The following is an 11947-nucleotide window of genomic DNA, read 5'->3' as shown; positions in this document are numbered from 1 at the left end:
GCAGGGACTGGCGGATCGCGGCTTGTCCCTGCCCTGCCCCGTCAGGGGCGTGGCGATCAGTTCTTGCTGCCGCCGAAGGCGGTGTCGTACTGGCTGTTGCCGGCGAACGTGGCGATACCGGCGAGCGTGGCCGCGTTGGCGCCGAAGAACTGGCCCTGGCTGTTGCCGGTGACCGAGCCGTTGGCCACGGCGGTGCCGGCGAAGGATGCATCGGCGCTGTTGATGTTGGCGCTGATCGCCAGGGTCTGGCCACCACCGGTCAGGCCGCCGGTCAGCTTGCCAGTGCCGAAGTTCGCCGCGAAGGTACCGCTGAGCAGGTTGCTGCCATTGAACCTGTTCAGGCCGGCCACCGCGTAGGTGGCGGTACCGCTGGGCAGGGTGGTGCCGGCGCGGTCACCAGCGAAGTACACCTGGCGGTTGTTGAAGCCACCCGCAGCGCCGTCCTTGGACCATTCGCCGAACAACACATCGCCACTGCCCACCTTGACGAAGTTGAAGTGGCCCATGCCGGAATGGCTGCCCGGCGTACCGGTGATCGGCATGGCCAGGGTACGGACGGTAACGCCGTTGACGGTGGTCGGGGCCGAGTAGGCCGCCAGCCCCTGGAAGTCGACCGGCTTGCCGTTGGAGACGGTGCCGACGCCGATGCCGGCCTTGCCTGCGCTGTGCGGGCCGCCGTTGACTTCGGAGGCACCGACCTTGACGTACAGCTGCGAATCGGTGGCCGGGCTGGCCGCACCGATGATGTCGGCGGCCTGGGCGGCACCGGCCAGGGCGAAGGTGGCGGCCATGGCCAGTACGGAACGGGAGATCATCTTCATGGAACTACTCCTTGGGTTGAGGGAACAACGGGTACAACAACGAGGCAGGTCATCAGAAGCGTGCAGTGACACCGAGCTTCAGCGTGCGCCCCGGCGCCGGCAGCGTGGAGCGCGTGGCCGGGTCGACGTAGTAGCGGTTGCCGAGGTTGGTGCCGACCAGCTCGACGCTGGCGTGGTCATTGAAGCGCCAGCGCGCGTAGGCATCGACGGTGGTGATGTTTCCCCAGGTGAACGGCACGTTCTGCCAGATCAGGCCACCGCTGCCGGCGTACAGTCGGTCACGGTAGGCCTGCAGGTCCGGGTTCTGGTGGCGCTGGTAATGCACGATGCGGCTGCCCAGCTCCAGGCGCTCATCGAACAGCCGGGTGCCCAGCGACACGTTCACCGACAACCGGGGAATGGCCTGGGTCAGCAGGTAGCCACTGACGAAGCCGTCCTGCACGCAGTTGGGCACCTTGCCGGCCAGCGCATCGAGCTGCACCGCCATGCTTTCGTCGCAGACCTTGTTTTCCAGCGTACGGGTGATGCCCAGGTCGGTGAAGAAGCGCCGGTTGTCGAACCGCGCCTGCAACTCCACGCCGCGGATGCGCTGCTTGTCCAGGTTGTCGAACAGGAAATTGCCGTCGCGCTCGATCACGTTGCGGGTCTTGTGCACGTAGTAGGCCAGCTTCACGTCGGCATCGGCGGTGTTGCCGAACAGTGCGGACAGGTTGTACACATAGCCCACTTCGTAGTTATAGGCGTGCTCGGGCTTGAGCGGGTACAGCGGGTTCAGGCTGCTGGAGAACGCGATGGTGCTCTCGAACATGCTGGGGAAACGCACCGCCTCGCTGTAACGCACATAGGCGCGCGCATTGGGCGAGAAATGCGCGGTGGCCGAGAAGGTCGGCAGCCAGGCATGGTCGCGCCTGCGCTCGTTGCGGCCGGCCACCGTCTGCGACCGCCCGCTCTGGATGCTGCACAGGATCTGCGCGCCCTGCACCGGCAACAGCCCGGGAATGGCCGCCACCTGACCATTCAGGCACGGGTTGCTGGCACGGCTGTAGTTGCCGTCCGCATCCGGCAGCCACGGAATGCTGTGCTCCACCGCCACCGGCGTCTCGTACCTGCTCAGCAGGCCCTTCAGCAGATCATCGACGATGAAGCCCATGCCGATGCTGTCCCAGAACGCGCGCTGCGACTCGATGGCGTCGATCTCGCCCTGCAGGCTGGCCGGGCGTTCGGGCAGTTCGTTGACCCGGTAGCGGGCCTCTTTGGGGAATACAGAGGTGGTCATCAGCTCCGGGTGTTCCTGCAGGAAATCATCGATGGCCCAATAGCGCGCGTAGCGCACCCCGGCGCTCAGGGAGAGGAAATCCACCGGCCGCCAGTCCAGCACCAGATAGCCCTCGCCTTCCTGGCGGCGCCCGGCGCGCGGGTACATGCGCCAGCCATCGCTGACGCCAAAGTACGGGTCCGCCGAGCGCAGTTTCTCGAACTGCCAGTTGCCGCCCACCGTCAGGTCCAGGGTGGAATGCAACGCGAAGCGGTTGCTCAGGGTCAGGCCGGTGCGGTCGTTGCGGGCATTGGCCAGCGCGGTATTGCGCAGGATCGGGCTGCTGCCGGGTTTCCAGTCGGGGTTGCTGGCAAAATTGGGGAAGCCGCCAGCGGTGTAGGTATCGCTGGTGGTTTCGGTGCGCCACAGGTTGGCACGCAGGTCCAGCCAGCGGCTGCCGGCAGGCTGCCAGTGGTATTCCAGGTTCCAGGCATCGGCATCGACGCGGCTGAGCGGCCACTGGATGCGACCGTAGTCGGGCGCGGACAGGATGCGCGAGGGCATGATCTCGCCGTAGTGGGAGAGCGTACGCCGCCAGGTGGCGCGCAGCTGCTGGTCATCGTTGATCTGCCAGCTCGCCTTCAGCAGCCACGATTCCTGCTCGCTGGAGGTGTTGGGCACCTCGTCGCCGGGCTTGAAGTAGCGCGCCAGCGTGGTGATGTAGTCCAGGCCCTTGTACTCGAACTGCTCGCGCGGGTCCTGGTCGTAGTACGCCGTGCCCTGGGTGCCGGAGAAGTAGTTGCCGCGCTTGCGCCAGGCATACGCGGCCATCAGGTCCACGTGCTCGCCGCGCAGGCCCAGCGCCAGCCGCCAGGCCTGGTCCTCGCCGGCGAACACATTGGCTTCCGAACCGCGCGACTTCACCGGCACCAGCAGCGTGCTGTCGGCATACGGTGCCGAGGGCGAGCCCTGCGGGAACCCGGGCACCGTGCGGTAGTCCTCGCCGGTATGCAGCCGCGGCAGGCGTGGCGCCACCGCATTGCTGCTGCCTTCGATCTTCAGCTCCCCGCCGAAGCGCTCACCCGCTTCCACGATGTCATCGACGTCGATGGTCTTGATCACCAGCGCGCCACCGATCCCGCTGTGCACATCGCGCACCAGCCCCGGCCCCTTGATGACCTGGATGCCACCTATCAGGTTGGGATCGATGTAGTTGCGGTTGCTGACGCCGTTGTAGCCGCGCCAGACCGTAAGTGCCTGCTCGCCGCCGTCGATGCTGACCGGCACCCGCCCCGGCCCCTGGATGCCGCGGATGTTGATGTCCAGCGCGCCACTGTTGCGCGCATCGCCGCTGAACACACCGACCAGATCCTTGACCACGTCGGCCGGATTGGAGCCGCGGTAGCGCTCCACCCGGTCGCGCCCCGAATACGCCGTGGCCATGTCCAGCGCGAACACATCATCGTAGCCGCGCCGATCGCGGGCCTCGCCCCCTTCCGACTGCAGGCGACCGGCCACGTCCAGTGTCTCGGTCACCCGCACCCCTTCCCCTTCACCCGCCTCCGCTACGGCACGCAGGCTCCAGGTGCCGTCCATGCCACGCTGCGCGCGCACGCCGCTGCCACGCAGCAGCAGCTGCAGGGCCTGCATCTGGCTGTACTCGCCGCTCACCGCGCTGGAGCGACGGCCTTCCACCAGGTCACTGCGGAACACCACCTGCACATCGGCCTGGCGGCCAAAGGCACGCACGGCGTCGGCCAGGGGCTGTTCCGGAATGGCGTACTGGCGCAGCGGCGCGACGACCGCCGGTTGCGCCTGCCCGGCCGGCACCCAGGCCAACTGCAGCAATGCGGTGGAAACAGCCAGGGCCAGAGCGGTGGCGCGACGATGACAGGCGGATGCCGTGGACGGCATGGACAGGAACTCCTCAAGCGGGGCGGGACAACGGACACGTCCGGTGCCCGGTGGTGTGTCTGGCTTGAGAAGAAACGCTGTTTCGCTCTGGCTATACCTCTATAGACAGCGGGCTGCGACGACTGCCCACGGTTTTTTCATGTTTTTTTTCATGCGACCGGTTCGTCCATGTTCCGAGGGTGCTTCACCACAGCAGCAACGCACCACCGGGCAAGCGCTGCACGCGCAGTCCCGCCTGCGCGGCCACGGCGACGATGGCCGTGTCCGGTTGCTGCAGGTGGAACAGGCCACTAACCCGTACGCGTGCGCCCTGCCCGCCCAGTACCCAGACCGGGCCACGACGGTAGCGCGCCAGGTCGGCGATGGCCTGCGCGGCCGGCCGATCATCGATCACTACCTCGCCACGCCGCCACGGCGCCATGCTCTCCGGATCTTCCAGCTGCACCGGCTGCAGCCAGTGCCCGTCACGGAACGCGCGTGCCTGTCCGGCATGCAGACGCTGCACGCTGCCATCGCCCGGGCGTACATCGACCACACCCGCGCTGACCTGGGTGGTGACCGTGGTATCCAGCATCGACACGCTGAAGGCAGTGCCGATGTCACGGACCAGGCCGCCCGCTGCCTCGACCTGGAACGGGCGAGCCTCGTGCGCTACTTGGAACCAGGCCTGGCCGCGCAGCAGGCGCAGGTGGCGCTGCCGGTCATCGAACGAAAGTGCCAGCGCGGTGCCGGCATCGAGTACCGCCGTGCTGCCATCGGCCAGCTGCACCACTCGTGGCGCATCGCTGCTGCGCACATCACTGCGCGCCAGCAGCAACGCATGCGGAGCGGCCGCGACCATCAGCACCACGGCCGCAGCCGATGCCAGCAGCCACGGCAGGCGACGGCGCGGTGCGATCGGACGCAGCCCCTGGCGGTCGGCGGTCAGCTCGGGCAGCGCGGCCAGCACCTCGGGCCCAGCAGCGTCCAACCGCTGCCAGAAGGCCTGCTGCTGGCGCCAGGCCAGCGCATGGCGCGGATCGGACTGCAGCCAGCGCTGCAGGGTGCGTTGCTGGCGTTCCGGCAACGGGCCTGCACTGCACCGTATCACCCAGCGCAACGCCTGCCTGGCCTGACGCGGCGAGGGTTCGGACGTAGTCATGGTTGTGGCCTGCCGCACCGCGAATGGGTGCGCTTTCCTGTTGTGACAACGGCGGGCACGATCTGCCCACGGCAATCGCCGCTCATCGGCCCATTCCCCGCTGCTGTTGCTGGATCAGCAACGCTGCGCGCAGCACATGCTTGCCGACCAGGCTCTTGGAGATCCCCAGGCGCGCGGCAATCTCGCGTTCGCTCAGGCCCAGGTAGCGGTTGAGCACGAAGCACTCGCGTACCTGGGCCGGCAGGGCCAGGATGGTCTGGGTGATCTCGCGCAGCTGCGCCTGGTCCAGCGCCTGCGCCTCGCCGTCGTGGCCTGCCTCGGCCATGCCGGTGGCGTACTCGGCCATCGCGCGCCGCTCGCGGGCGTCGGCCTGGCTGCGGTTGAGCGCGTGGTGGTAGGCCATCCGGTACAGATAACCGCGCGGCTCCAGGATCGGTGGATCACCGGGCACGCTGCTGGCCTTCAGGTAGAGGTTCTGCAGGGTGTCCTCGGTGCTGGCCGGGTCGAGGTAGCGCGCGACGAAGCGGGACAACGCACGGCGCTCGCGGATCAGCAGCTCGACCAGCGCCAGGGCATTGGGAGACATAGGTGCCAAGGCCGGACCGGGGAATGATGGGCGTGATGGCGACGGTCCGGACGTGGATTGTGGGCTGCGGGGCCGCAGGCGGCAAGCCGCGCCACGAAAGCATCATCGACGCATGGCGTGGATGGAGGATCTACGGTTCCTCCAGCGCCTCGAAGCGTTCGGCGAGGTAGTCGATCAGCGCACGCACCGCAGGCAACAGGCCGCGTCGCGACGGGAACACCGCGTGCACGATGCCGTGCTTGGGCACCCACTCCGGCAGCACCGGCACCAGCGCGCCACGGGCCAGCTCGTCGCTGATCATCATCCGCGGCAGCATCAGCAGGCCCACCCCGGCCACCGCGGCGGTACGCAGCGCGATCATGTCATCGCTGACCAGCCGTGGGCGGTGGTGCACGCTGGCCAGCACATCGTCCGGCCCGGTGTATTCCCAGGCATGCTGCTGGCTGGGCGATGCCAGATCCACGGTCGGCATCATCGCCAGGTCGGCCGGCACCTGCGGCGTGCCCAGCCGCTGCAGCAGCGCCGGGCTGGCACTGGTGCACCAGACCCGGCGCGCCAGCACGCGTACCACCAGGTCACTGTCCTCCAGCGGCGGCGGCCGCACGCGGATCGCCACGTCCATACCCTCGCCCACCACATCGACGCGCCGGTTGGTGGCGTCCAGCTGTACCGTCACCTGCGGGTGCAGGGCCAGGAAATCGGCCAGCATCGTGCCAATGCGCGCGTGCAGGATCGCGATCGGGCACGCCAGGCGGATGGTGCCGCGCGGCTCGGCACGTGACATCGCAATGGCTTCCTCGGCCGCTTCGGCTTCGACCAGCATGGCCTTGCAGTGGCGGTAGTAGTCCTGGCCGACCTCGGTGACCGAGAAACGCCGGGTCGAACGCTGGATCAGGCGCACGCCCAACCGTTCCTCCAGCAGCGCGATGCGCCGGCTCAGTTTCGACTTCGGCATCGCCAGCGCCCGGCCGGCCTGCGAGAAGCCGCCATGCTCGACCACCATGGCGAAGTAGAACAGGTCGTTGAGGTCACAACGGCGGATATCTGCGATGAACACGGGGCGATCTCCTGCGGCCACGGCCTGCAGACATTGTTCACCAGATAGGACTATGACGGCAAATATTGGCGTCTACCGGCCTTATTGTCACGGCGATATCGTCTTCGCAACGAAGAACAGCGGCCGGCAGCCCCGGCCAGGAGATCGCCATGAAGCGTGTCACCGGTACCTACAGCGCCCCCCGCCCGCACTGGGTGGGCGACGGATTCCCCGCCCGCTCTATGTTTTCCTACAACACCCACGGCCAGCACCTCAGCCCGTTCCTGCTGCTGGATTACGCCGGCCCGTACACCTTCGCCCCCAGCAATACGCCGCGTGGCGTCGGCCAGCATCCGCATCGCGGATTCGAGACCGTCACCATCGTCTATGAGGGTGAGGTCGCCCACCGCGATTCGACCGGGGCCGGCGGCACCATCGGCCCGGGTGACGTGCAGTGGATGACGGCTGCCTCCGGCATCCTCCACGAGGAATTCCACACGCCGGAATTCAGCAGGCGCGGCGGCACGCTGGACATGGTCCAGCTGTGGGTGAACCTGCCGGCGCGCGACAAGATGGGCGCACCGGGCTACCAGACCCTGCTCGACGCAGAGATTCCCTCGGTGGATCTGCCCGATGGCGCCGGCCGCGTGCGGGTCATTGCCGGCCGCTTCCACGGTCATGCCGGCCCGGCGCGCACCCACACGCCGATGGATGTCTGGGACATCCGCCTGCAGCAGGGCCACCACACCGACCTGCCGGTCGCCGAGGGCCGCACGCTGGCGCTGGTGGTGCTGAGGGGTACGGTGCGGATCAACGGCGGTCCGCCGGTCGGCGAGGCGCAACTGGTCACCTTCGACCGCAGTGGCGAAGACGTGTTCGTCGATGCCGACAGTGACGCCACTGTGCTGCTGCTCAGCGGCGAACCGATCGACGAACCGGTGGTCGGCTACGGCCCGTTCGTGATGAACAGCCAGGCCGAGATCGCGCAGGCGGTCAACGACTTCAACAGCGGTCGCTTCGGCCGGATCGCGCACTGAACACTTCAACGCGGCGGGCTGCGGCCCGCCACAGCCATCGCGCCATCGCCCAACCTCCCCAGGAGACTGACCATGAGTACCCCCGCCAACTTCAACGGTGCCCGTCCGGTGATCGATCCAGACAACGCCGCGATGCTGCTGATCGATCACCAGAGCGGCCTGTTCCAGACCATTGGTGACATGCCGTTCACTTCGGTGCGCGCGCATGCGATCGCGCTGGCGAAGATCGCCACGCTGGCAAAGATGCCGGTGATCACCACCGCCTCGGTGCCGCAGGGCCCGAACGGCCCGCTGATCCCGGAGATCCACGACGCGGCCCCGCATGCCCAGTACGTGGCACGCAAGGGCGAGATCAACGCCTGGGACAACCCGGACTTCGTTGCTGCGGTGAAAGCCACCGGCCGCAGGCAGCTGATCATTGCCGGCACCATCACCAGCGTGTGCATGGCCTTCCCGTCGATTGCCGCCGTTGCCGATGGCTACCAGGTGTTCGCGGTCATCGACGCGTCGGGTACCTACTCGAAGATGGCCGAGGAGATCACCCTGGCCCGCGTGGTGCAGGCCGGCGTGGTGCCGATGGACACCGCTGCGGTCGCCTCGGAGATCCAGCGCAGCTGGAACCGCGACGATGCCGAGCAGTGGGCCGAGGTCTACACCAAGATCTTCCCGAACTACCAGCTGCTGATCGAAAGCTACCTGAAGGCCCGGGACGTGCAGAAGAACCATGAACCGCTGGATTCGCAGCGCAGTTGAGTGGCCCTCGTGCCGGCCAGCCGCCGGCTCCCCCCCTGAACAGGAGATCCATCATGTCCAGTGAACCGATCCGCGACCCGGCCAGCGATCATCTGCTGACCCCGCAGAACTCCGCCTTCATCATCATCGACTACCAGCCGGTGCAGGTGAACTCCATCGCCTCGATGGACCGCCAGTTGCTGGTCAACAACATTGTCGGCACCGCCAGGGCCGCAGTGGCTTACGGTCTGTCGATCGTGCATTCGACGGTCAACGTCAAGACCGGCCTGAACAAGCCGCCGATTCCACAGCTGCGCAAGGTGCTGGGCGACTACCCCACCTACGACCGCACCACCATCAATTCCTGGGAGGACGTCGAGTTCCGCAGGGCGGTGGAAGCCACCGGCCGCCGCAAGCTGATCATGACCGCGCTGTGGACCGAGGCGTGCCTGACTTTCCCGGCCCTGGATGCGTTGAAGGAAGGCTATGAGGTGTATGTGGTGGTCGACGCCGTTGGCGGCACCTCGCTGGCCGCGCACGATGCCGCACTGCGCCGCATCGAACAGGCCGGTGGCCAGCTGATCAGCGTGCCGCAGCTGTTCTGCGAACTGCAGCGCGACTGGGCCCGCTCGGCAACGGTGCCGGCCTTCATGAATCTCTTCATTGAAACCGGTGGTACCGCGGGCATCCAGTTCTCGTACGATCGTACCGAGTGATTGGGTGGCGGCGCCGGTCCTGGCCGGCGCCGCCTTTTGGCGCAGTCGAGCATGGCTGACGCCGCAGACAGATGGAGAACGTGATGGCCTACGCACGCATTGTTTCGACCGCTGACAACTATCTGCACCACATCAGCAACGGCAGCTTCGATGTGGATGCGGACGAGCCCGCCTCGCTGGGCGGCCAGGGCAAGGGCTTCGCACCGTTCGATCTGTACCTGGCCTCGCTGGCGGCGTGTACCGCCATCACCCTGCGCATGTATGCGCAGCGCAAGGGCTGGGAGCTGGGCGAGTTCCATGCCGAGCTGCGCTCGGAACGTGACGAGGATGGACGTTTCCACGTGCACCGCGTGCTGCATGCCAGCGCCGAGCTGAGTGATGCGCAGTGGCAGCGGTTGCTGGAGGTGGTGGAGAAGACCCCGGTGACCCTGGTGATGCGCGAAGGTGCACGCATCACCAGTGAGCGCGGGGCCGCGGCGTAACCCCATCCATGCATGGCGTGGATCTACAGACGACGCTCGCCGGTCAGCGCCGTGAATGCAGCACGGTGCGCTGGCGCATCGCGTTGAATTCCTGCTCCACCTGCTGGATATCCTCGGCCTGGAACCCGGCCGCGTCCAGCAGCTGGTCGGCGGCGGCCGCCGCCAGCGGATCGTCGTCACGCTGGCGCCAGCAGCGCGCCGGCAGGAAGTAACCCACTTCGCTGCGCCCGCGCATGATCACCACCGGCCGGCCTGCATACAGCAGGAACTCCGCCAGGTGCTGGCGCAGCCCCTCCACCGAGACATAGGCCGGCCCGATGCCCAGCGATCGACTGGACGGTTCGGAACTTTCGAACAGCTTGCGACGGCTCATCCACTCCTCCTTATGTGCAACGCGTGGTCTCCTTTCCCTAGACGGGCGCATCACTGCGCCCCCGCCACGCACTACGTGATCCAGATCACGCCGTCACTCAGAACCCGGTATTGAACTCCAGCTGGAACACGTCGATCGACAGTGGAGCACCGGACACTTCCTTGGCCGCCATCCACTTGCCGCTGATCCAGCTGCGCGCGTCCAGCGCGTAGGCGCCGCCCACGTAGTAGCCGCGGGCGTTGGTGCCACCGAGGTGGAAGTTCGGGTCGTTGTAGGCGTCCGGCAGCGCATCGGCCTCGATGCGCTTGTAGCCCAGCAGCGCCTGCCACTGGCCCTTCTCCTTCAGGTCGGTGGCCCCGAAGGTGGCCTGCACCATCCAGGCGGTGTCGCCGCTGCGGAACGTATCGATGCCGGCGGTGCCACCGGCACCGTAGTTGTTGACGATGCCGTTGTTGGCGCGGATGAACATCTTCTGCTTGTCGTAGGCCAGGTTACGGATGTAGTCGCCATCCAGGCGCAGGCCGATGCCCTGGGCCAGCTGCGTATCCCAGCGCAGGTTCAGCGTGGCCAGGCGGAATGCCGAGGCCAGGCCGACATACTGCGGGGTGGGCGTGTTGGCTGGATCCAGCGGGTTGCGTGCGATGTCGCGGATCAGCATCAGGGTGTTGCCCTTCTGCATGAAGGCCGGGCGCGACCAGTCCGTGTCGCAGCCGACCGCGCCTGCGTACAGCGCGCACGGCGAGGACAGGCGGCCGCTGATGTTCTTGAAGTCGTAGTAGCCCAGCGCCGCGCGCAGCGCGTTGTCTTCGTTGAAGCGCCAGTCCACGCCCACCTGCGCACCGGACAGCCACTTGTTCTCGTTCGGCGTCTTGACCCGGCTCTGGCTGGGCGCGCTGTCGGAGGTGTACTCCAGCGGTACCACCGCCAGATTACCGAACAGGCCAAGGTCACCGTCGTCGAAGTCGTACTGCAGGTTGGCGGCCAGGCCATCGAAGTTCAGGTCGTTGGAGAACAGCGTATCGCTGGTCCAGAACGGATTGCCGAAGCGGCCGCCGCGCACCGTCACCCAATCGGCCGGGCTGTAGGCCAGCCAGGCCTGGTCCAGCCACACGTCCTTCTTGCTCAGCCCCCCCCCCAGCTGCTCGGTCGTTGACACCGGGCCATTGCTGCTGCCGCTGGCCAGGCGCACGCCGGCCGTGGTGTGCTGGCCGATGGTCGCCTCGATGCCCAGGCGGGCGCGGATGCGCCACAGGTTGCGGCGGTCCTGGCGGGTGTTCAGCAGCGGCGGCAGCTGCAGGTTGGTGTTGGTGTTGGTGTCGAAGCCGTTGCCGGAATTGATCGACGACCAGTTGCTGACGATGTCGCTGTTGCGTTCGGAGAAGAAGCGCGACTCGCTGCGTACCCGCATGTCACCGGTGACCTTGATGCGCTTGGTCCACTCAGCCACTTCGTTCGGCGCCGCCCAGCCCTCGGACCTGGCCTGCGTCATCACCTCCTGGCGCACCTCGTCACGGATGCCGTCGCGCACGCTCTGCGGTACGTACGGCACGCGCACGTCACCGGCCTCCAGGGCCACGCCACCACTGGAGGCCGGGGTCCCGGCGGCCGCGGTGTGCTGCAACGCCGCTGCTTCGGCCTGCGCCTGCACCAGCAATGCCTGGCCGTCTTCGGGTTTCAGTGCACCGCTGGCGATCAGCCCCTTGATCAGCTTGACCATGGTGGTTTCGGCGGCCATCGCGCCGGCCGGGGCGGCCAGACTGAGCAGCACGGCGCAGCACAGCAGCGCCCGTCGGGCCGGCCGCGGGCGGCGGGAATCGGTTCGTGCGCGGACGTGGTCGTTCATCACGGTTCTCA

At 67.3% G+C, this 11947-nt stretch carries 11 protein-coding genes; 4 read left to right on the top strand and 7 right to left on the bottom strand.

Annotation, left to right across the window (positions count from 1 at the left end):
• Positions 1-56: 56 nt before the first annotated feature.
• The 5 genes from VG566_RS00530 to VG566_RS00510 all read right to left on the bottom strand — a co-directional run bounded on the left by VG566_RS00530 (position 57) and on the right by VG566_RS00510 (position 6774).
• Positions 57-821, bottom strand: a complete 765-nt coding sequence (locus VG566_RS00530; RefSeq protein WP_423172642.1) for a Slam-dependent surface lipoprotein — start codon at positions 819-821, stop codon at positions 57-59.
• 52 nt (positions 822-873) lie between these two features.
• On the bottom strand, positions 874-3990 hold the full coding sequence (locus tag VG566_RS00525) for a TonB-dependent receptor (RefSeq protein ID WP_241883955.1): 3117 nt from the start codon (positions 3988-3990) through the stop codon (positions 874-876).
• Positions 3991-4174: 184 nt separating this feature from the next.
• Positions 4175-5131: a FecR family protein gene (locus VG566_RS00520; RefSeq protein ID WP_046430938.1), complete on the bottom strand. Its 957-nt coding sequence runs from the start codon at positions 5129-5131 to the stop codon at positions 4175-4177.
• Between the two features lie 82 nt (positions 5132-5213).
• Positions 5214-5717 carry an RNA polymerase sigma factor gene (locus tag VG566_RS00515; RefSeq protein WP_014647349.1) on the bottom strand — a complete coding sequence of 168 codons (504 nt, stop codon included), beginning with the start codon at positions 5715-5717 and terminating at the stop codon, positions 5214-5216.
• A 130-nt stretch (positions 5718-5847) separates the two neighbouring features.
• Positions 5848-6774 (bottom strand): LysR family transcriptional regulator, encoded by a 927-nt coding sequence (locus VG566_RS00510; RefSeq protein WP_241883956.1) that lies wholly within the window; start codon positions 6772-6774, stop codon positions 5848-5850.
• Positions 6775-6923: 149 nt separating this feature from the next.
• Between VG566_RS00510 and VG566_RS00505 the strand changes: the two genes are divergently transcribed.
• The 4 genes from VG566_RS00505 (at position 6924) to VG566_RS00490 (ending at position 9720) form a co-directional block, all read left to right on the top strand.
• A complete protein-coding gene (locus VG566_RS00505; RefSeq protein ID WP_241883957.1) occupies positions 6924-7790 on the top strand; it encodes a pirin family protein in 867 nt (288 codons plus the stop codon).
• Between the two features lie 72 nt (positions 7791-7862).
• A complete protein-coding gene (locus VG566_RS00500; protein WP_099495272.1) occupies positions 7863-8543 on the top strand; it encodes a hydrolase in 681 nt (226 codons plus the stop codon).
• Positions 8544-8596: 53 nt separating this feature from the next.
• Complete coding sequence (locus VG566_RS00495) at positions 8597-9238, top strand: hydrolase (protein WP_423172641.1); 642 nt, start codon at positions 8597-8599, stop codon at positions 9236-9238.
• Positions 9239-9321: 83 nt separating this feature from the next.
• Positions 9322-9720 carry an OsmC family protein gene (locus tag VG566_RS00490; RefSeq protein WP_049440054.1) on the top strand — a complete coding sequence of 133 codons (399 nt, stop codon included), beginning with the start codon at positions 9322-9324 and terminating at the stop codon, positions 9718-9720.
• 43 nt (positions 9721-9763) lie between these two features.
• On the opposite strand, the gene VG566_RS00485 is transcribed toward VG566_RS00490, so the two are convergent.
• Both VG566_RS00485 and VG566_RS00480 read right to left on the bottom strand, forming a co-directional pair.
• Positions 9764-10093, bottom strand: a complete 330-nt coding sequence (locus tag VG566_RS00485) for a hypothetical protein (protein ID WP_005416760.1) — start codon at positions 10091-10093, stop codon at positions 9764-9766.
• A gap of 97 nt (positions 10094-10190) precedes the next feature.
• On the bottom strand, positions 10191-11936 hold the full coding sequence (locus VG566_RS00480) for a putative porin (RefSeq protein WP_241883959.1): 1746 nt from the start codon (positions 11934-11936) through the stop codon (positions 10191-10193).
• Positions 11937-11947 lie beyond the last annotated feature (11 nt).

Source organism: Stenotrophomonas sp. CASM114, assembly GCF_049384325.1.
Taxonomy (GTDB): Bacteria; Pseudomonadota; Gammaproteobacteria; order Xanthomonadales; family Xanthomonadaceae; genus Stenotrophomonas; species Stenotrophomonas muris.
This window is presented reverse-complemented; position numbering and strand designations above follow the sequence as displayed.

What these genes read in the sequence shown, in the direction of transcription:
- VG566_RS00495 (WP_423172641.1), top strand. Translation starts at nt 8,597, where the DNA reads ATGTCCAGTGAACCGATCCGCGACCCGGCCAGCGATCATCTGCTGACC.
- VG566_RS00490 (WP_049440054.1), top strand. Translation starts at nt 9,322, where the DNA reads ATGGCCTACGCACGCATTGTTTCGACCGCTGACAACTATCTGCACCAC.
- VG566_RS00505 (WP_241883957.1), top strand. Translation starts at nt 6,924, where the DNA reads ATGAAGCGTGTCACCGGTACCTACAGCGCCCCCCGCCCGCACTGGGTG.
- VG566_RS00515 (WP_014647349.1), bottom strand. Translation starts at nt 5,717, where the DNA reads ATGTCTCCCAATGCCCTGGCGCTGGTCGAGCTGCTGATCCGCGAGCGC.
- VG566_RS00525 (WP_241883955.1), bottom strand. Translation starts at nt 3,990, where the DNA reads ATGCCGTCCACGGCATCCGCCTGTCATCGTCGCGCCACCGCTCTGGCC.
- VG566_RS00485 (WP_005416760.1), bottom strand. Translation starts at nt 10,093, where the DNA reads ATGAGCCGTCGCAAGCTGTTCGAAAGTTCCGAACCGTCCAGTCGATCG.
- VG566_RS00530 (WP_423172642.1), bottom strand. Translation starts at nt 821, where the DNA reads ATGAAGATGATCTCCCGTTCCGTACTGGCCATGGCCGCCACCTTCGCC.
- VG566_RS00500 (WP_099495272.1), top strand. Translation starts at nt 7,863, where the DNA reads ATGAGTACCCCCGCCAACTTCAACGGTGCCCGTCCGGTGATCGATCCA.
- VG566_RS00520 (WP_046430938.1), bottom strand. Translation starts at nt 5,131, where the DNA reads ATGACTACGTCCGAACCCTCGCCGCGTCAGGCCAGGCAGGCGTTGCGC.
- VG566_RS00480 (WP_241883959.1), bottom strand. Translation starts at nt 11,936, where the DNA reads ATGAACGACCACGTCCGCGCACGAACCGATTCCCGCCGCCCGCGGCCG.